The following is a 20,127-nucleotide window of genomic DNA, read 5'->3' on the forward strand; positions in this document are numbered from 1 at the left end:
CAGAGCGTAATCATCACAACAGTGGGTATGTGACGCACAAGGCTTTATACTTTATCACAGCTAAAAACTCCGATGACGGGCATAATAGCAAGCGCGTCTAACCTAGGGACCAACATGATCATTCGTTTACTTTTCGCAGCAGCTGCTTTGTACGCACTCTATCGCTTTGTGAAGCTTGTTCAAAGCAAGCCTGCGAAAGAGCGACGGGGCTATTACATGACGCTGTTGATTGGACTTGGCGCTGCCGCACTGGTGTTATTGTCAGTCACCGGCCGTGTTCCCTGGATCGCTGGAATTATCGGTGGCGCACTGCCCTTTGTGCGGCAGTTAGCGCTGAAATATGCCTATGGCCGTATAGGCGCTAACAAACAGCAAGATCAAACCGATAAGGGCCAATCAAGCGCATCGGCAAGCACAATGAATAAAGCGCAGGCATTATCAACACTGGGCTTGGAGCCGGGCGCGAGTAAAGAAGAAATCATTAGCGCGCATCGTAAACTCATGCAAAAATTCCATCCCGATCGCGGCGGCAATGACCTTCTCGCCAGCCAGATCAATGATGCTAAAGATGTGCTGCTGAACGACCAAAACGCATAACCTAGCGCTTGGCATTCAAACAAACACCTCGCCCTCATATTTAAATTTTCAAAGACGATTCAAGGCCGCAATGACTACAGTATTTGTTATTCAGAATCAGCACGGACATTATCTCAACAAGCAACTTGAATGGGTTGATGGTCACGACAAACGCACATTATATCGAACGGTTCACCGCGATGAGGCAATCAACGCGGTATTCGAGCAAAGCAGCAAAAATATTGAGCTGCGAGCCCATCCACTTGAATGTGAAACCGATGAAAGCGCGCAGCCCAAAGTGGAGGCCGGCCCTGCGATTATGAGCCAGCAAGACGATTTTCTCGGCGAAGAGCAGCAAGTTACCCAGAGCGAGACAGACGAGGCGCAACTAGAGACCGGTAGCGATGTCTCTATTGAGATGGGCACAAAAAATATTAGCACTTAGCTTGAAACTGATCGCCGCAAACACCATCTAATAGGCAGTATTCACTTACCGGAACCTTAAACCACTATGCGTATTCTGCTGTTCTTGGCCACTAATATGGCCATTCTATTGGTTGCCAGCATTTCCCTTAGCTTGCTCGGCGTTAACAGCATCATGGCCCAAAACGGTATTGATTTGGACCTGGGCTCACTGCTGATTTTCTGCGCTGTATTCGGTATGGCAGGCTCGCTAGTATCACTGTTTATATCCAAATGGATGGCCAAGCGCTCTACCCGTACCGAGGTTATTACCGAGCCCAGAAATAGTAACGAGCGCTGGCTGATGACAACCGTCGCCGAATTGGCTGAAAAGGCCGGCATTGGAATGCCAGAAGTCGGCATTTTTCCCTCACCACAGGCAAATGCCTTCGCAACTGGATGGAATCGTAACTCCGCATTGGTGGCCGTGTCAGAGGGCTTGCTCCAACAGATGAAGCCCAACGAAGTACGAGCCGTACTGGCCCACGAAATCGGCCATGTTGCCAATGGCGACATGATTACCCTGACCTTAATTCAAGGCGTGGTGAATACCTTTGTAATGTTCTTCGCACGCATCATCGGTCACACCGTCGACCGCGTAGTATTTAAAACCGAGCGCGGCCACGGCATCGGCTTTTATATCGTGACTTTTATTACCGAAATGATCCTAGGTATTCTGGCGTCGACCATAGTGATGTGGTTCTCTCGCTGGCGGGAATTTCGAGCCGACGCCGCTGGCGCCAGTCTTGCCGGTCGCGAAAATATGATTGCCGCTCTGCAGCGCCTGCAAGCGCAGCAAGACTTGCCAGTCGACATGCCCGGAGAAATGACCGCCCTAGCGATAAGCAGCCAGAAAAAGTCGAACCTAGCTGCGCTATTCAGTTCACACCCGCCGCTAGAAGAGCGAATTCAAGCTCTGCGGGACGCCCGCTAGTGGCATGGAGTAAACAGCGTGCACAGCTCATCGCCACTTTACATGGCATGAGCAATGCGCAGCTTAGCCCCGGCGCCAGTGGCAACGCCTCTGCGAGAACCGCCGACGGTGGTATGCTGATATCTGCCACCGGGCAAATTGCGTCTAACGTTCGCCCCGCAGACTTGGTGTACATCGACTCAGCCGGGCGTATTCCTGACAAACAGGCAAAGCCGTCTAGTGAATGGCGAATGCACTGGCAAATCTATCAGGACCACCCCAATGCTGGCGGGGTACTACATTGCCACTCTCGCTACGCCACGGTTCTGGCCTGCCAGCGCCATGCCATACCGGCTTTTCACTATATGGTTGCGATAGCCGGCGGTGACTCAATCCCCTGCGCGCCATATGCGCTTTACGGCAGCGAAGAATTATCAAAACTTGTTAGCCAGACACTCATAGGGCGAAAGGCCTGCCTAATGGCAAACCACGGCCAAATTGCTTATGGGAGCACCCCCCTAAAAGCACTGGATCTGGCAAAGGAAGTTGAAGAACTCGCTGCAAATTACTATTTAAGCCTTCAAAGCGGTGGTCCAGCGACGCTATTGAGCAAGCAAGAGATGGCCGACGTGCTATCTCAGTATGCAGATTACGGGCGTCAAAAATAATCAATTAGACACGCACTATTTTGCGGCAATATTACCAGCTATCGCCTACTCCCCAGCTGAAATATCCTGTGTTACGCTCGCTCTCGACTGCACCAAAAAAAAGCATTGGTTTTATTTTGGTGCAGCCAACGTATAGATCGATATAAAAATATCACGCAAAAGTAATGACCGTGTCACAGGCCAAGCTTATTGTTGTGAAAAAATTCTTACGGGGAGTTACCAAAATGAAAAAAGTTTTATTGGCAAGTGCCATCGCCTTAGCTGCAACTGGCCATGCATACGCAGATTATCAATTTGAAGTGGGCGGCGTCTATACAGACGGCGAAATCGCCAACACTGATTTCGACGGTCTTGGCGTTGCAGGCGAATTCCACTTCGATAAAGTCGATACAAGTAAAGGGCCACTAGCTGAAGCTAGCTTTCTCGACAAATCTTCATTTGTAAATTTCGCCTTTCTAAGCATTGAGCCAGATTTGCCAAACGCCAACGATATTGACTCCACCAGTGTTGGCGGCCGTTTTGTTACAGCGACAAACATTATCATTGAAGCTGACTTTAGCACCGTAGATGCCGGCAATAACGACACCGATACTATTCGCCTCGGTGTAGGTACTTACCTGAATGACAATAGCGATGTTGTTGTAAGCTACAGTAGTGAAGAAGATGACAATAATAACGATGTTGACTATCTGAATGTCGATTTCCACGGCGTAAATCCGCTGAATCAAGGCGCCTCTGTCGCCTATGATGTCAACCTCGGCTACATCGACACTGACACCGACAACGGCTACCAAATCGCTGTCGGCGGCACTTACTACTTCAACACAATGTTCGGCTTGGGTCTAAACGCCGGAATCGCAGATGTCGGTGACACCTCCTTCGATGAAGTGAGCATTGAAGCCAGCTTCTTTCCAACAGAACAGGTCTCTCTCTTTGTCATGATCTCGGATGGCAGCCAAGAAACAAATAATGTCGATATCGACTCTGACGCCATTCTTATTGGTGGTTCGCTGCGCTTTTAAGCAAACCAAGGATCTAGGGATTAAAAACTAGAATCTTGGACTATAAAGCCAAAGCCCCGCAGCGCCAGCTGCCGGGGCTTTTTTTTGCGTACGCAAGCGCTCTTTCTATTTAGAGGGTGGCTTGGGTTTAAGTCGCGCCGTTGCCACGGCATTTGTTGGATCATCTGGCCACGGATGTTTTGGGTATCTTCCTTTCATTTCTTTTTTAACATCTTGATAACTGCCTCGCCAAAAGCCAGCCAGATCTTGCGTTACCTGCAGGGGCCTGCGGGCCGGTGACAGTAAATGTACGGTCAAGGGCTGTTGGCCATTTGCGATTCGCGGGGTGTCATGGCAGCCGAACATTTCCTGTAGTTTAACGGCTAATACCGGCGGCGACTGGCAATAGTCTATCTTCTTGGCTGAACCCGAGGGCACGCTAAAGGACTCTGGGGCAAGTGTTTTCAGTGCCTGTTGTTGCGGCCAATCGAGCAGGGTCGCCAAGATGCTCGCCAGATCTAAGCGCTTAATGTCTTGCAGTGAATTCACGCCCGTTAAATATGGTGACAGCCACTCATCTATCTGCGCGAGCAAACCCTCGTCGCTCACATCCGGCCAATGACCCGGCGCGCAATTTAAGCTTTTGACCAAGCTTACCCGCGCTCGCCACTGCAATACCGCTTGCGGCCATTCTAGAACATCTAAACCCCGCCGCCGAATAAAGCCCAGCAATGCGGCGCGTTTTTCTTCCTCAGCTACAGCAGTAAGCACCTCCGTTTGTAAGACAATTGCTCCTAAAGTACGGCGGCGCTCAGCAATAAATCGCCCCTTGGCCTCACTCCACTCGGCGTGAAATTTGATATCTACCATCGGCGCTAACACATCTTCAAAATGACAGGCGGGCAGCGCTGCCGCCAAATAAATAGTATCGCTGCGATTGCCAGCTTTGCCACCTAAGGACGCGGCGACAAGATACTCGGCCGCGTTCAAACCATCCGACTCTTGCAACATCGCAGCGCGGCCATTGCTCAAAACGTAATCGCTGCCCCGCTCGCGACGTTGCTTCGCGACGCGATCTGGATAGGCAAAGGCCAGCAACAAACCGGCATCCACGCCGACCGCAGGGATCTTGGCCTCACTAACTGTACTTCGCGCCAATATCCGCAAGAATTGTTGCTGCTGCTTTTTCAGTCTAGCGATTAGACCGCTAGACTTGCGCTCTGCTGCCAAACTGCCATGCAATAGGGCCAATCTCAGTTGAATATCGGCATCGCCCTTAGGGCCAACATCACGGTCGCTCAATAGGGCCGCCAGTTCACACGCGAGATTGGCATGACCTAGTTCACGACCTTTCAGCAACATATGCCCTAAACGTGGGTGTACTGGCAAACTCGCCATCGCCTCGCCGTGTGACGTTATGGCGACCGTCTCACCTTTTTCCACCAAGGCGCCCAATTTCAAAAGCAGATCTACCGCTTGCTGAAAAGCAGCCGCTGGCGGCGCGTCCATCCAGCACAATTCTGCGGTGTCACTAATCCCCCAGCGCTGCAATTGTAAACACAGGCTCGCTAAATCGGCCTGGGTAATTTCGGGCTCGCTAAAGGCCAGCAATTCACTATTCTGCGATTCGCTCCAAAGCCGATAACACACTCCTTCGCTCAATCGCCCGGCTCGGCCCGCGCGCTGCTCTGCAGAGGCCCGAGAAAGGCGTCGCGTGTCTAGGCGACTCATTCCGGTTCGCGGATCAAATGTTGGCACCCGCGACAAACCGCAATCAATCACCACAGTAATGCCATCTATGGTTAAGCTGCTTTCAGCAATACTTGTGGCCAATACCACTTTGCGGACACCGTCAGCCGCTGGCGCGATAGCGCGGCGTTGATCGGCAAGACTTAAATCACCATACAGTGGCGTGAGTAGCACCGACTCAGAAGCCCAGCCATCTGCGAGTCGACTTGCACAGCGCCTAATTTCAGCTTGTCCCGGCAGAAACACCAGAATACTACCGCTATTTTCATCCAGCGCCTGGGTAACCGTATGGCACACTCTATCAATCAAATCTTGGTTTGGGCGATACGCCGAGCCATAGCGCAAAGCTACTGGAAACTGGCGACCGAGGCTTCGCAGTATTGGTGCGGCGCCAAGCAACTCTGAAACCCGATTACCGTCTAAGGTCGCCGACATAAGCAATAACTTCAGCGGCGTATCACGCAGATCACCGAATAATTTCCTGCTTTCCAGCGTTAATGCTAAGCCCAGATCAGCATCTAAACTGCGCTCGTGAAACTCATCAAAAATTAAAAGGCCGATGCCCTCCAGCGACGGGTCGTCCTGCAGCATACGAGTAAGCACGCCTTCGGTGACGACCTCAATGCGGGTGGCCTGACTCACCACGGTTTCCATGCGCATGCGATAACCGACAGTATGGCCCACCCGCTCAGCCAACATCTCAGCCATCCGCATTGCGGCTGATTTAGCTGCAATTCTGCGGGGTTCCAACATCAGAATGCGTTGATTAAGCAGCCATGGTTCATTTAATAATGCCAGTGGCACACCGGTCGTTTTACCCGCACCAGGCGGCGCTTCTAACACAAGTTCATGACCCGCAGCTAAGGCTAAGCGAATATCAGGAATCACAGATTGAATGGGTAACTCGGCCATAGTTGGCTCACGCTCCAAAGTCGCGGATGGCGATTATTTTAGCGGGGAAGTATAAAGCATGAAGAGGATGTATCGGGTAATCTTGATAAACTCAGCCGCGGCGCTAGGTGCCGGTACTAGCTTAAACTCAACACTTCATCTGGCGTCAAAGCCCGACACTGGCCAGGCGCCAAACTCAGATCCATGTTCAGGGGGCCAATCGCATCGCGATGTAGCGCCACCACTTCATTCTGGAAGCGGCCAAACATCCGCTTAATTTGGTGGTAGCGCCCCTCTACCAATTGAAGTTTGGCAATATAGTCAGAACATATTTCTAGGGTAACCGGACGAGTAGTGATGTTTTCGTATTCAAAGTACATCCCCGCCGCAAACGCTTCAATATAGGATTGATCCAATGGCTGCGCCAATGTGACGGTATACACTTTGGCTACATTTCGCTCGGGCAAACTTAATTGGCGCGACCAATGACCATCATTAGTAAGTAGCAGCAGTCCGGTGGTATTAAAATCTAAACGACCGGGAATATGGAGCCCCGCGCGATCTTCAGGGGACAGCAAATCTAATACCGTCTTATTTTTAGCGTCCTTGGTGGCACTGACCACACCAGCAGGTTTATTCATCATCAGGTAACGCGGCACATCGCTCTGCAGCACTTGGCCATCTAGGCTAATATGCGAAAACTGACCAACGCACTGACTAATATCGGTGGCAACTCGGCCATCGACCTTGACTCTTTTTTGAGCCAGAAGCAGGCGAATATCGGCCCGCTTTATTTTCAAAGCTGCACTAAGAAACCGATCAAGACGAGCAGTATAAGATCGCACCAAGTTACTCACGTAATGAAAAACGACGACCTAATTGTATTACCTAGCCATGTATTTACCCAATAAAAAGCCGACCAAGGTAGAATCACTAATAGCTAGTGACGCCTAGGCCGGCTTCCTCGCGTCTAAAGGCCGCCTTAAGCGCGGCCTAGAAAACCCGATATAGACTTAACTGTGGTCGTCTATTTCATCTTTTACTTCTTCAACACCTTCTTTATAAGCATCACTGACATTCTCGAAGCCTTGGTCAATTCTTTCCCCAGCCTTCTCAGCGGCCCCTTTGTCCTCACAAGCACTAAGGGCGAATATCGTCGTTGATAACAGAAAAAATGCGACGAGTATCTTACTGCTCTGGGTGGACTGCATACTTAAAATTAACTTTCTCATTTATCAAACCTCTCTATGATTTCATTCAGTTTTCTAGCGACGACTTCTTTAGATTCGCCATATTTCTGCTGAATTTTTGCTGAAATCTCGTCGAGATTACCTTCCGCCTGCAATACCTCATCATCAGTAAGGTCGCCCCACTGCTGTTTTACTTTAGCAGTAAATTCATTCCACTGACCTTTCACCTTGTCTTTGTTCATTATTCATCACTCCCTTAGATCCACGATACACGCTTGACCACTTGGGACCCAAATGGCTTATTTCCTTATTCGTGGAATTTGACAAGACAAGCATCACTCTTGTTCCGGGCCAAACCGAATAGTCGACTTATTCACACAAGGGCTAATTCCAATGATTTAGTAGTCGTTACAAACCAAAAAAATCCGCCAAGAACAAGTCCGGGCGGATTCTTTGTGAACAGAAAGCACTTAGGTTATTTTAAAAACGAAGGCGCAAAACCAGCTCAATATTACGCCCTGCCTCCGGCGCATAATCTCGAATAAAGGATGCGCTACTGCGTATCTCTTCATCGGCTAAATTATGACCATTCAGCATTACTGTATAGTTATTGCCAGCCAATTCAAAATCCCTAGAAATACTCGCATCCACCCGCTCATACGCGGCGGTCGGCGCCTCGTTCAAGCCTGGTTTATTCTGCGCGCGAGCATGCACGTAGCTAACATCTGCCTGCCAAGCCTGCCAAGCCCAAGCGAGACTAATACCATCATGCGCCGGCGGCAGACGTGGCACATTTTGACCATCATCGAACTCTGCGTTGACTCGGTCACCAAATAATTTAAGCAAATACTGCTGCTCAGCATTGGCTGCTGACAAACTATAGCTAAGCTCGTACTCCAAGCCCTTGAATGTCGCATCCTGCTGGCGGTATTGCAGAATATCAGTATCACCCCTCTGGGTGCCGGTATTATCTAGATAAATGTAGTCGGAAAACTGATTATGGAATATCGTCACCTTAGCTTTTACGTCGCCATAATCAGCGCGCACGCTGGCGTCGGCATTGCGGGATTTCTCTGTTCGCAAATTCTCATCACCTACTTCAATCGCACCGGTCGCACCATGAACAACATATTGTTCAAAACCATTACCGATATTTGAGAATCGCTCCTCAGCATTGGGAGCGCGCTGAGACTCAGATAGAGATAGTGATAGCGTCCACGCATCGTTAACATCGTATAGAGCCGACAACGATGCACCGAAGTTTGTGTCCTCTTGATCGTCGGCAACCGCCTCTGAAATCTCTAGGCGGTCAATATCAGCGCGAACCACCGCTTCCAGCGACCATTTATCAACATGGTAGTCCTCTAGCCAAAACACGCCGACAGATCGCGTAGTATTTTGCGGTACAAATGCTTCCTCACCCAGAGCCGAGAAGTCCGCTTCCAGCAATTGTAAGCCCCAAACACCGTGCCAATTCCCCCATGGCTTATGGGATAACTCTAGGCGACCTGCCCATGCTTCTTTGTTAAAGGTAGTGCCAATCTCACCTGAAGACTCGACTTCTTGGTGCTGATAATCGCTATAGCTCAGCCGCCAACGGAACAATTCAATCGGGCCGTCAAAGTGACGATCGCCCGCCATATCCCAGCGTTTTTGATCAATGACGAGACGGACATTGTCTTCCTCATGCTCCTCATGGCCGTGTTCTTCGTCTTCATGCTCCTCATGATCGTCATCGTGATCTTCTTCATGTTCCTCATGATGATGCACACCAAACGGGATGCCATATTGATTACTCAACTGCGAGTAACTAATTCCCCAATAGCCATCGTCAAAGTGATAACTACCTCCCACAGTCAAGCGACGAGTCCTCCCATCGGCATTGCCGATGCTGCCATCTATATTCTCTTCAATATCTGCAACATTGAGTGGGTTGATCGCTAGACCAGGAATATCAGGCGCCGACCAATCTCGGTACAGTCCGTCAACATGCACCACCCATTTTCCATCGCCGGCGTCTACTCTGAATACCCCGCTGCGACCATCATTAACACTGCTACTGCGAAACTCGGCAACCCCTTCAACGCCCTGCACCGCTTTAGCAGGAATACGACCATCAATCACATTGACCACGCCGCCAATGGCACCGCCGCCATAGAGCATGGTGGCGGGTCCCCGCAATATTTCAATACTGTCCGCGAGGATTGGCTCAACCGAGACCGCGTGATCGGCGCTGTTAGTAGACACGTCTAGCGCCGGCAAGCCATTTTGTAAAACCTGCACGCGGGCGCCCTGCTGCCCGCGAATAACGGGTTGTCCCACGGCGGGGCCAAAACTGGCATTGCTGAGCCCAGGCGAATTTCTCAAGGTTTCGCCAATCGTCGACGCCGCTTGGCGTACAAGCTCGTCGCCATCTAATACTGTCACCGGCAAAGCGGTTTGGGAGTCCTTCTTATGCATTGGCATGGTTACCAAGACATGTTCCATGCGGCGATCATCTGCGGCAAATACCGGCGTAGCAGCAAACGCCACCAAGGGCGGTAAAATATATCTTTTCATTAAAAACATCCTGCGTATCAAGTCATCGTAATCGGCAGTGGACTGCCGACTCATCAAGCTGTTCAGGAAAGCGCGGTCATATACACAAGAACTAAAAGCACTGCGCACTAACTGATTGGACTCGCAAAAAAATTCACCCCAACAAAGCAGCGAATCGAGAACAAACAGCGATTTTGACTTTCCAGATTTTTAAGCGACGATACTTTTTGCAGGTGGGGCGCGCACAGGAGGACGTAACTTAAGCAGTGGCCCAATCGAAGTAATCAACATTACCGCGCTAACAAACGCGACCGTGCGGATTATTTCTGGGGTACTAGGGGATGACGGCACAGAAGCCGCGTTATAATGACAAACCACACAGGCATCAACTGCCGTGTGGTCTGCAATATGAACATGATTGCCCTGTAACCACAGCGACCAACTGAGACAGAGCAACAATACTGTCAGCAGCGATAAGCGATGTCTGTGGGCCAATCTAGTCATTTAGTATTCAGGCTTTAACCAAAGGTCATTCAACCATTGAATGACCTGTTAGAATAATGAATTTATATTACATTTATACTAATGCCAAGTATTTCCGGATCACGCGTCAAAGTCTATACCCAAGCGACGACCGACAATCTCATAGGATTCAACAACATTACCCAAACCCTGACGGAAGCGATCTTTATCAAGTTTTTCACGGGTATCAGCATCCCATAGGCGGCAACCATCAGGTGAAAACTCATCACCAAGGTATATCTCGCCGTCGTTGAACACTCCGAACTCTAACTTGTAATCAACCAATAGCATGCCCGCATCAGCAAACATGTTTTTTAGGACATCGTTCACTTTGAAGGTTAGCTCTTTCATGCGATCTAACTGGGCGTCATTCGCCCATCCGAAAGAACGAATGTGATACTCGTTAATCATTGGATCGTGCAGTGCGTCATTTTTAAGAAACATTTCGAAGGTCGGCGGATTTAATTCTTTGCCTTCTTCTACGCCCAAGCGCTTCACAATAGAGCCCGCGGCGATATTACGAACGACACACTCTATCGGCAGCATATCGAGCTTTTTAACTAAGGCATCGTTATCAGACAATAAGGCTTCAAAATGAGTCGGCACGCCAGCGGCTTGCAATGCCTGCATGATGAAGGCATTGAACTTATTGTTCACCATGCCCTTGCGATCCAGCTGCTCCACCCGCAAACCATCAAAGGCCGAGGTATCGTTTCTGAAATTGAGGATATAACGGTCAGGGTCATCAGTTTTGTAGACTGATTTTGCCTTGCCGGAATACAACTCTTCGCGTTTTTCCATGGTTTGCCTCATTAACACAAGAAGATCACGCTATTTCAAGCCAGCCAAAACCAGCTTCTTGATCAGCAGACAGCAGCGCGTCACTGTTTGCTAACATCGGCTCTATTGCCGCCCTCGCCAAAGCGGGGGTATTGTTCTTTTCACTCAAATGGGCCATCACCACATGCTGTAAATGACCCACTTCTGCCTCGGCCAACAAGCTCGCCGCCTGCTGGTTATTCAAATGCCCCCAGTCACCGCCTACCCGCTGTTTCAGGGAGTAAGGATAAGGGCCATTGGCCAACATGGTCACATCGTGATTGCATTCTAAGAGCAAGGCATCACAGCGGCGATAGTGCTCGCGAACGAAGGGCGTAATACTACCTAAATCCGTCAGCAGCCCAAATGTTTTTTTTTGGTATCTAAACACAAACTGGCAGGGTTCACGTGCATCGTGCGGCACCGCGACTGGGGTGACGGTGATTCCACCAATATCCAGTTCCTGTCCGAGCTCTAGATTCTGCCAATGATGCGATAGTCGCAGCTGGCCATATTCGCCAGTACCATAACTGCAATACACCGGCAGCTTGTACTTTCGAGCCAGTGGCAGCACGCCTTTGATGTGATCGCTATGTTCGTGGGTCACCAAAATAGCCGCCAAGTCAGTAGGCGCGCGACCCAATCTAGCCATGCGCCGCTCGGTTTCTTTAATGGTAAATCCGCAATCAATCAGGACACAGCTCTGATCAGTTTCAAGCAGGGTAGCGTTACCTTTACTGCCACTACCCAGGGATGCAAAGCGCACTAATACAAATACCCCATAATGCGGGTTAGTAATTTTTCGCGCTCGTCTTCACGAAGTCGGCGGCCTTTTTGATAATTCAGGTATATCCGCGCCTCTTCAGGCCCTACTTCCTTCATTTCAACCACGTAGCGACTTAAGTTACTTCGGCGTGCGCCAAAGGTCCGCGCAAACCAGCCCGGCTGCTCTGCTTCGGGATCAGTATAGATTAGCCAATATTTATTCACTTCGCGGCGATCGTCTTCAATTTCAAAGCCCGCTTTCACTAAGGCCAGACCAAGGGCAGCCCATGCGCGATCAAGCGGAAGCTGCAAACGCAAATGACGACTATCTAAACCGCCATCACCGCCTTCAATGAATATTTTACCCTTGCCATCGGAGCGCTGGGCGAGAATAGACACCGCACCGGCGGTATCTTGATCGGCAAGATATTGGGCAACAACCCGAACCATTTGTGATTCACGTTTGAAGTCATCAGATTTGTCTGGCCATTGGTCGTTGCCATTGATCTGCACAAGAACGTGAATTTCACTGGTGCCCTTGTGAACACCTTCTTCCAGACGGAAGCGGAAACGTTCACGGCTAGCACCATCGCCCACTGGATCGCGCCACTGGGTGTCAATAATCGCAGTTTTGCCATCGGCATTGGCGATCTCTAGGCCCGCACGACCAAGAAATATCCGCATCCGCGGCCACACCTGATTTGGATCGCCGTCTAGCAAAATCCAGCTCTGGTTATCTAAGGTTTGAATTTTAACTTCGGCGGTACCGACATTTTTCGCCAAGGGCTCAGGTCGCTGTATTTCAAACTTACCCGGGAGGGGCTTATGAGCTTGTATCCCCGGCACCACATACTGATCATCGAGGGTCTCTGAACTCACCCCCGGTGGCAATTCCAGCGGCGCGGATAATTTTGCCTGACGATAATCTTGCCCGCGGTCGCGAAACATACCATCGCCACCAAAACAGCCCGACAAAACTGCCAGTCCCAGACTCACTATAGTTAATCGAAAACCGGTACTGCGCATAAAAGTGCTCATTTAGTCTAATAATCCCGCTTGCGTTAGGGCTTCCCTAACGCCTGGTTGTGCCGCTTCACTCAATACAGTCAAGGGCAAACGAATGCCGTCTTCCATCAAGCCCATGGTCAACAAAGCCCATTTTACCGGAATCGGATTGGCTTCTACGAATAAACGATCGTGAAGTATACGCAATGGTGCGTCAGCCGCTACTGTGGCCTCTTTATCGCCAGACATTGCCGCCACACAGACGGCCTTAACCGCTGCTGGGGCTATATTGGCAGTCACTGAGATATTGCCCTTACCACCTAGCAACATCAGATCTGCTGCGGTCGCGTCGTCGCCAGACAACACATCTAACTTATCGCCAACCGCATCAATCAATTCTTTACCGCGAGCCAAGTCGCCGGTGGCATCTTTGATCGCAATAATATTCTTATGCTCTGCCAAACGAATGGTGGTCGAGTTCAGCAAATCGCAGGCCGTGCGTCCCGGCACATTATATAAAATCTGTGGAATATCAACGGCGTCAGCAATCGCCATATAATGAAGATACAAGCCCTCCTGGGTCGGCTTGTTATAGTATGGCGTCACCAGCAAGCAGGCATCTGCACCCACTTCACACGCCACCTTGGTTAGCTCGATCGCCTCAGCAGTCGAGTTAGCACCAGTACCCGCGACAACTTTAATACGGCCGGCAACCTGATCAACACAGGCCTTGATGACCATTTTGTGTTCATCCATTGCCAAAGTCGCTGACTCGCCAGTGGTGCCCACCGCCACGATCCCGTCGCTTCCCTGCTCTATATGCCATTCGATCAGACGCGACAACGCTTGCCAGTCAATACTGCCATCGCTGTGCATCGGGGTTACCAAGGCAACTACACTACCCGAAATCATGCCGCTATCTCCAAAATTGGTGCAAGCCGCTAATGGTACTGGCCAGTGCCACGCAGCTCAAGGGACAAATCAATGTAAACCAGTTAGGCTTAGCCACTTTCGCGAAACGAATTCACTAAAGCGCAGTCAAAAACCTACTATAAAACCAAGTTTTGCAGCGTTCAGACAGGAGAAAACCCAATGCGTTTCCTAGCCATAGCACTACTGGTCATTTTGGCGCCGATGAGTATAGCCGATCCTTGGCGCACAAACCCCATGACCAAGGTAGATGAGCAATACATGGAGGATAGCCGCAGCGACCTCAACGATCTGAGCCGTATCGAACTCGGCCGAAGTTTTGGTGAAAGTCGTGATAATGACCTCCGTCTAATCCAGACCTTATTAGACCGTAACATCGTCACCAAAGATCAAACCCGCCGCCTCCAAGCAATGGGCATTATCATCGGCGACCACCTGCGCAAAGAAAACAAGCTCAAATGGGTAATTTATGTCGACAGACTAGGCCGTAGCCGAGCGCTAGAAGTCCCGCTCCAAGACGAGGCCATTTTCCCTGTCACCCAAATATCTAGCCGCGCCGCAGTTGCTGCCGACATAAATGTGAAGGCGATATACCAAAATCTGGAAGAAGAAATTAAACGCGCCAGAAAGAAAATCATCGTACGCTAAAAAATGGACAAAAGGTGGGCGTCTGCCAAAGCAGCCCCACTCAGGAAGGCGGCTGAGCAAATCAAACACCTAAAAAATACAACAAAATTGGAATACTAATAAAACTGATCAGGGTTGAACTAACCACCATCCCAGCCACTACCTCAGGTTCCCGCTTATATTGCATTGCCAACAGGTAGTTGAACACCGCTGCCGGGGTAGCCGACTGCAATAGCACAACTTTGCGCTCCAAGCCCTCAAGATGCAAAAAATGCACGGCGGCAAAACCCCCAGCGAGCCCCACCAGCAATCTCAATATCCCTAGACCCACAGACTTTCCCGCCGCTTGCAGCTTGAGTGAACTCAATGACACGCCTAAGGTAATGAGCATCAGCGGGATGGAAAGCCCGCCCAGCAAGCCCAGAGTGTTTTGCAGTGAAAGCGGCAAACTCCAGTGATTAAAAATAAGCAGACACGCGAGAATACCCGCATAAATAATCGGTGAAGTAAGCACACCTTTAACCATGGCCTTGCCGCTGAGCACCGCGGCGCCAAAGGAAAAGTGCGCAATGGTGGTCGTCAAAAATATCCCTAAACCAATTGCTAGACCTTCTTGACCAAAGGCAAAAAGACACAGCGGCAAGCCCATGTTGCCAAAATTACCAAATACCAGCGGCACCAGAAAATTACGCATTTCTATGCGTAATAGCAGACAGGCAAGCGCGGCAAATATGGCGGTAAACCCCAGCATACAGACACTGGCAAGTAGCACATGCTGAAGTAAATCTGCAGAGATAACAGTTTTACCCAGGGTTCCGACTATGAGTGCAGGCGCCCCCACCCAAAGCACAATGCGACGCACAAACTCATGATCAAACGGTTGGTGAAACCGCACCCAAAATACGCCAATGGCCGCGCACAAAATGACTGGCAAAATAATAGGGAATAGCGGCGAAATCAGTGACATCTAGGCTCCTGCATCGCAGTCACCAACACAGGCTGCGAGGCGGCATTATCATGGTATCTTAGAATATTTCCAAGCTGATCAGTGATTATCGACAGTATATAAATCACACTATAATCCGGAATACCGAGCGACTCGTACAAACCTGACTCTTTCGCCACTTACGCACCAACCATGGAGCTAAACCGTTAATTATAATGAGCACCTTAAATCCGAAAAAACTCCTAAACAGTAAATGGACCGCTGTTAGACCAGAGCGTAAAGAAAAACATTTTATTATCCTTGAGACTGAGTACGACGAGGACGGCGTTGTGACGCGCTGCCTAATGCAAGCGGTCATGACCAAACGAGAATTTGAAATTGAGTGGCGCGATCTTAAAAATATTGAGGAATGGCGAGCCGGCTGGCTCTAAGGCCCTGGCCAGCGCTCAACTCAAAATTGATCCGGCCGCAACATTGCGTCGTGGCCACCGTCGACAAAGACAATAGACCCGGCCATAAAACTGGCCTTGCTACTCAATATAAAGCACACCACATCCGCGATCTGCTCGGGTTTACCAATGGCTCCCATCGGGACGCTGTCACCGAAGTCTTTCATAATCTGCCCGAGGTCTTTATCCGCAAGCACTTTATCGCTCAGCGGGGTATCGATAATACCTGGCGCAACCGCGTTTAAACGCACGCCCTGCCTAGCGTAGTCCGGTGCATTACGGCGCAGCCAGCAACTAAGCGCATGTTTTGAGCCCGCGTAGGCGGTATGGGCATCTTTGCCCTCAATCAGCTCGCAAGCGGCAGACTCCTGATCATCGAGTAGCAAGGTAACGTAATCATCGTGACCGACCATCGCGGCAGAATTTGACGCAATCATCACAACGCTGCCTTTGCGTCGCACCAGTAAATCTAGCACACCCTCGGTAACCGCTACTGCTGCAAAGTAATTAACTCGGCTAATCAAAGACAAAGGTCGAACCGAGGGACCGAGACCGGCGCAGGGAATAAAGCCATCAAGTCCATTAGGCGCAAGGGCGCGAATGCCATCTATGGCCTTCTGGCGACCCGGCAGATCAGATAAATCAGCACAGATATCGCCCTCGGCAAGGTCAACCACTATGACTTGGTGGCCAGCATCACGAAGCTGCACCTTGATCGCAGCGCCAATACCGGTAGCACCGCCCGTTAATGCGTAAGTTCCCATGGATTATCCTTATTATTGGCTTATTTATTCGACAGCGATCAAACCCTCATCGCTGGTCAGCTTACTGCGTTCATATTTCAGTGCCGGTGTATTTACAACGTCCGCTAGCGGCGCAGCCACACGAGAGCGCTGACTCTGCTGCGGATCTGCGGCGCCGTAAAGCGTATTGCGCTGAAACGGCACACGACCGGCGCGGCGAATACGCGCCTCCATAAGTTCTGGCGCAGTTTCCTGACCATGCACCGCACCTGCGGCGCGGGTGATGGTCTCGTTCATCAACGTGCCACCAAGATCATTAACCCCGGCATTCAATAAAGCCTCGACACCCTGCTCGCCCATCTTCACCCAAGAGGCCTGAATATTATCGATTAAACCGTTGAATACGAGTCTCGATACGGCGTGCATCAATACCGCCTCGCGGAAGCTCGGCCCCCGTCGCGACTTACCTTTAAGATAGATTGGCGCCTCTGCGGGCACAAACGGTAAGGGCACAAATTCAGTAAAGCCCCCAGTTTGCGACTGCAAGCGCCGCACTCGAAGCAAGTGTCGCGCCCAAGATTGATAATTATCAACATGGCCATACATAATAGTCGCGGTGGAGCGCAGCCCAACCTTGTGGGCCGCAGCCATCACCGCAAGCCACTGCTCGGTATTTATTTTATCCGGACACAACACGGCCCGCACTTCATCGTCCAAAACTTCCGCAGCGGTGCCCGGCAAGGTGTGCAAACCGGCCTCTTTTAGCCGGTGCAAATAGGTCTCTAAATCTAAGCCCAATGTTTCTGCGCCCTGCCACACCTCTAAAGGCGAGAAGGCATGAATATGCATATCTGGCGTCGCTGCACGCAGTGTCGCGACAATATCGAGATAGGTTTGGCCTGTGTACTCAGGGTGTATACCGCCCTGCATACACACTTCAGACGCGCCACGCTGCCATGCTTCAAGGGCGCGCCGGGATATCTCCTCACCGGATAAATCATAGGGCCGGCCGCGCAAATTCTCGCTGAGTTTGCCTTTAGAAAAGGCGCAAAACTGGCACTTGAAATAACACACATTGGTGTAATTAATATTTCGCGTAACTACATAGCTGACCTGCTCCCCACAGCGCTGCTGGCGCAACTGATCGGCAGCGCGGCAAACAGCGGAAAAATCGCTTCCACGGGCGCTAAATAGACGCACAATATCATCTTCGCTCAAGGCCTCGACCCGCAGCGCGCGCTCAAGTAAGAGGTTTATATCAGCGGATACCTGCGCATAGTTTTTTAACAGCTCGGGCTCTGCACGCAGCAAGTTAAGCTCGGCGGTAGGAGCATCGATATCTTGGCCGGCAACCCAACACTCCTCCTTCGGCAAACCCTGTGCGTCGCTATAATGAAGCACTTTGGTATGCAGAGCGGGATCTAACCAGCGCGTGTAATCGCGCACGTATTGAGGATAAATCGTCAGCCGCTCATGCAAGTGTTTACCGGCACCCGCGGTTTCTTTCGTCAGGGTTTCTAGGTGTGGCCAAGGCGCCTCGGGATTGACAAAATCTGGTGTCAGCGGCGATACGCCACCCCAGTCATTAAGTCCCGCGGCCACCAATTGCGGCAGCACTCCGGGGCTCAAATTTGGCGGCGCCTGAATACTCATCTGCGCACCAAAAATTAAGCGCGCAACCGCGATAGTCCAAAGCAATTCATTCAAATCTGGCTCAGGCGCAGAAGCCATTTTGGTATTCGGCTTGGCTCTAAAATTTTGAACGATGATTTCTTGGATATGGCCATAGCGATGATGCAACTCACGCAAGGCTAATAAAGACTCCACCCGTTCGAGGCGAGTTTCACCAATACCAATGAGTATGCCAGAGGTGAACGGCACCATCGCACGCCCCGCCCGCGCAATCGTTTCCAGCCGCAGCGCCGGGTCTTTGTCCGGCGAGCCATAGTGAGGCATACCCTTTTCACACAAACGACTAGAGGCCGATTCGAGCATGATTCCCATTGAGGCAGAGACCGGCCGCAACATCGCTATTTCTGCGTCGTCCATGCAACCTGCGTTGATATGCGGCAGCACATTAGTCTCTGCCAATACCCGAGCTGCAACCTCGGCAAGGTATTCCAGTGTGCTGGCAAAACCCATTGCCGCGAGCGCGTCCCGAGCTGCCTTATATCGCAGTTCCGGTTTTTCACCCAAGGTAAATAGCGCTTCTTTGCAACCCATGCTCTCGGCGACTTTAACCTGCGCCAATACCTGCTCTACAGGGAGGTAAGCTTGCTGTATTTTTTTAGGGGTTTTTGCAAAGGTGCAGTAATGACAAACATCCCGGCATAAATGCGTTAAGGGAATGAACACCTTGCGGGAATAACTGACGCCATTGTAAAAACCGCGATCGCGCAGCGCTGCCGCCGCCAGCATCAGAGCTTGAGTTTCTGACCTGTTCGCCAGTAACAGCGCGTGTTCCGCGCTCATGCCATGGTCGCCAACATCAGCCAATAGGGACTCAACTGTCATCGTCTGTACCGCGTTCATACCGCTCTCCACGCTTGTAACGATGTATTTGCGGCTTCGCTACCCAGTTGTCGCAAGCGCTGCGCGATACCGTCTTGATGCAAATACGCCAGGGTTCGCTCAGCGGCAACGCTAGGTACCATCGCCAGTAATCGCAGAAGATCGTCTTGGGTGTCAATGTCTTGCGCCAGCCCCGGTAAGGAGATCACCTGGGCAGGCAGCTGCATGGTCTCGGCTGAGGCGTAATGCGCCGCACAACTGTCGGGACCGTAAGCCAAGACCGGCGCCTTAGCTGGGTCACACACCACGATATTACTGCCGCAGCCATGACTATCAGTGGCAATACTTACCGCCGAAGGATGGGTTTTCATTAATGCGTGATGCTGTTCAATCAGTGTGTTTAATTCTTGATTCCCAAGCAAAGGCAAATCGCCATGCACAACCATTGCCGCAGTAACCCCGGTGCGGTTTTGGGTTAGCTCAGCCATGCGGCGCAATGCCGAATCCACCACGGCATTCAATCCGCTTGCGTCCAAGCCGCGCTCAGACCAGCAATCAATACCGTAGTGCTCTGCCAACAACTGGGCGGCGGGATCATCCGACACCACCACAATACGTTCGAAACTTGGATGCACGGCCAGTACCGTGAGTACATCCTCAACCATGGCGTGAAATAAACCCCGTCTTTCAGAAACAGTCAAACTGCCCGCGAGACGCTGCTTGGCCTGTACAAAATCTTTTAACGGCAATAGTGCCCACATAGTGTTATACGCTTTTATCCGGTTACTTTTATTATCAATACGTCTCGGCAACTGCATCACC

General features: G+C 50.8%; 21 protein-coding genes. 7 read left to right on the plus strand and 14 right to left on the minus strand.

The window, feature by feature from the left end; translation table 11 throughout:
- Positions 1-114 precede the first annotated feature (114 nt).
- The 5 genes from AB4875_RS13515 (at position 115) to AB4875_RS13535 (ending at position 3,641) form a co-directional block, all read left to right on the plus strand.
- Positions 115-597, plus strand: coding sequence for a DnaJ domain-containing protein (locus AB4875_RS13515; RefSeq protein ID WP_368376581.1), 483 nt, complete (start codon positions 115-117; stop codon positions 595-597).
- A gap of 70 nt (positions 598-667) precedes the next feature.
- Positions 668-1,021 carry a hypothetical protein gene (locus tag AB4875_RS13520; RefSeq protein ID WP_368376582.1) on the plus strand — a complete coding sequence of 118 codons (354 nt, stop codon included), beginning with the start codon at positions 668-670 and terminating at the stop codon, positions 1,019-1,021.
- Positions 1,022-1,087: 66 nt separating this feature from the next.
- Positions 1,088-1,972: a protease HtpX gene (gene htpX, locus AB4875_RS13525; protein ID WP_368376583.1), complete on the plus strand. Its 885-nt coding sequence runs from the start codon at positions 1,088-1,090 to the stop codon at positions 1,970-1,972.
- Positions 1,972-2,619 carry a class II aldolase/adducin family protein gene (locus AB4875_RS13530; protein WP_368376584.1) on the plus strand — a complete coding sequence of 216 codons (648 nt, stop codon included), beginning with the start codon at positions 1,972-1,974 and terminating at the stop codon, positions 2,617-2,619. The genes htpX and AB4875_RS13530 overlap by 1 nt, the downstream gene beginning before the upstream one ends.
- Before the next feature lie 224 nt (positions 2,620-2,843).
- Entirely contained in the window at positions 2,844-3,641 is a 798-nt protein-coding gene (locus AB4875_RS13535) for a putative porin (RefSeq protein ID WP_368376585.1), read from the plus strand.
- 105 nt (positions 3,642-3,746) lie between these two features.
- Here the strand turns inward: AB4875_RS13535 and hrpB are convergent, their stop codons facing one another.
- From hrpB to dapA, 10 genes are all read right to left on the minus strand, one after another.
- Positions 3,747-6,281 carry an ATP-dependent helicase HrpB gene (hrpB, locus tag AB4875_RS13540; RefSeq protein WP_368376586.1) on the minus strand — a complete coding sequence of 845 codons (2,535 nt, stop codon included), beginning with the start codon at positions 6,279-6,281 and terminating at the stop codon, positions 3,747-3,749.
- Positions 6,282-6,397: 116 nt separating this feature from the next.
- Positions 6,398-7,117, minus strand: coding sequence for a pseudouridine synthase (locus AB4875_RS13545; RefSeq protein ID WP_368376587.1), 720 nt, complete (start codon positions 7,115-7,117; stop codon positions 6,398-6,400).
- 156 nt (positions 7,118-7,273) lie between these two features.
- Entirely contained in the window at positions 7,274-7,492 is a 219-nt protein-coding gene (locus tag AB4875_RS13550; RefSeq protein ID WP_368376588.1) for a hypothetical protein, read from the minus strand.
- The gene (locus tag AB4875_RS13555) at positions 7,489-7,692 is read right to left on the minus strand and encodes a CsbD family protein (protein WP_368376589.1); all 204 of its coding nucleotides are present in this window, start codon (positions 7,690-7,692) and stop codon (positions 7,489-7,491) included. The genes AB4875_RS13550 and AB4875_RS13555 overlap by 4 nt, the downstream gene beginning before the upstream one ends.
- A gap of 238 nt (positions 7,693-7,930) precedes the next feature.
- On the minus strand, positions 7,931-10,009 hold the full coding sequence (locus AB4875_RS13560) for a TonB-dependent receptor (protein WP_368376590.1): 2,079 nt from the start codon (positions 10,007-10,009) through the stop codon (positions 7,931-7,933).
- Between the two features lie 189 nt (positions 10,010-10,198).
- Positions 10,199-10,492, minus strand: coding sequence for a hypothetical protein (locus AB4875_RS13565; RefSeq protein WP_368376591.1), 294 nt, complete (start codon positions 10,490-10,492; stop codon positions 10,199-10,201).
- 99 nt (positions 10,493-10,591) lie between these two features.
- Positions 10,592-11,311, minus strand: a complete 720-nt coding sequence (gene purC, locus AB4875_RS13570; RefSeq protein ID WP_368376592.1) for a phosphoribosylaminoimidazolesuccinocarboxamide synthase — start codon at positions 11,309-11,311, stop codon at positions 10,592-10,594.
- Positions 11,312-11,336: 25 nt separating this feature from the next.
- Positions 11,337-12,095 carry an MBL fold metallo-hydrolase gene (locus tag AB4875_RS13575; RefSeq protein WP_368376593.1) on the minus strand — a complete coding sequence of 253 codons (759 nt, stop codon included), beginning with the start codon at positions 12,093-12,095 and terminating at the stop codon, positions 11,337-11,339.
- On the minus strand, positions 12,095-13,132 hold the full coding sequence (locus AB4875_RS13580; protein ID WP_368376594.1) for an NlpB/DapX family lipoprotein: 1,038 nt from the start codon (positions 13,130-13,132) through the stop codon (positions 12,095-12,097). The genes AB4875_RS13575 and AB4875_RS13580 overlap by 1 nt, the downstream gene beginning before the upstream one ends.
- Entirely contained in the window at positions 13,133-14,011 is an 879-nt protein-coding gene (dapA, locus tag AB4875_RS13585) for a 4-hydroxy-tetrahydrodipicolinate synthase (RefSeq protein WP_368376595.1), read from the minus strand.
- Between the two features lie 180 nt (positions 14,012-14,191).
- Here dapA and AB4875_RS13590 point away from each other — a divergent pair, with 180 nt between their 5' ends.
- Complete coding sequence (locus AB4875_RS13590) at positions 14,192-14,677, plus strand: DUF3806 domain-containing protein (protein ID WP_368376596.1); 486 nt, start codon at positions 14,192-14,194, stop codon at positions 14,675-14,677.
- 61 nt (positions 14,678-14,738) lie between these two features.
- Here the strand turns inward: AB4875_RS13590 and AB4875_RS13595 are convergent, their stop codons facing one another.
- Positions 14,739-15,623 carry an AEC family transporter gene (locus AB4875_RS13595; RefSeq protein WP_368376597.1) on the minus strand — a complete coding sequence of 295 codons (885 nt, stop codon included), beginning with the start codon at positions 15,621-15,623 and terminating at the stop codon, positions 14,739-14,741.
- Between the two features lie 194 nt (positions 15,624-15,817).
- Between AB4875_RS13595 and AB4875_RS13600 the strand changes: the two genes are divergently transcribed.
- Complete coding sequence (locus AB4875_RS13600; RefSeq protein WP_368376598.1) at positions 15,818-16,033, plus strand: TIGR02450 family Trp-rich protein; 216 nt, start codon at positions 15,818-15,820, stop codon at positions 16,031-16,033.
- A 20-nt stretch (positions 16,034-16,053) separates the two neighbouring features.
- Here the strand turns inward: AB4875_RS13600 and AB4875_RS13605 are convergent, their stop codons facing one another.
- Genes AB4875_RS13605 through cofC form a run of 3 tightly spaced genes read right to left on the minus strand, consistent with a single transcriptional unit; the run spans position 16,054 to position 20,117 of the window.
- Complete coding sequence (locus AB4875_RS13605; protein WP_368376599.1) at positions 16,054-16,815, minus strand: SDR family oxidoreductase; 762 nt, start codon at positions 16,813-16,815, stop codon at positions 16,054-16,056.
- 24 nt (positions 16,816-16,839) lie between these two features.
- Entirely contained in the window at positions 16,840-19,326 is a 2,487-nt protein-coding gene (gene cofH / locus AB4875_RS13610) for a 5-amino-6-(D-ribitylamino)uracil--L-tyrosine 4-hydroxyphenyl transferase CofH (RefSeq protein WP_368376600.1), read from the minus strand.
- Positions 19,323-20,117, minus strand: a complete 795-nt coding sequence (gene cofC / locus AB4875_RS13615; protein WP_368376601.1) for a 2-phospho-L-lactate guanylyltransferase — start codon at positions 20,115-20,117, stop codon at positions 19,323-19,325. Before cofC ends, cofH begins: the two co-directional genes overlap by 4 nt.
- Positions 20,118-20,127: the final 10 nt, after the last annotated feature.

Origin of the sequence: Zhongshania sp. R06B22 (assembly GCF_040892595.1) — a bacterium.
GTDB classification, from domain to species: Bacteria; Pseudomonadota; Gammaproteobacteria; order Pseudomonadales; family Spongiibacteraceae; genus Spongiibacter; species Spongiibacter arctica.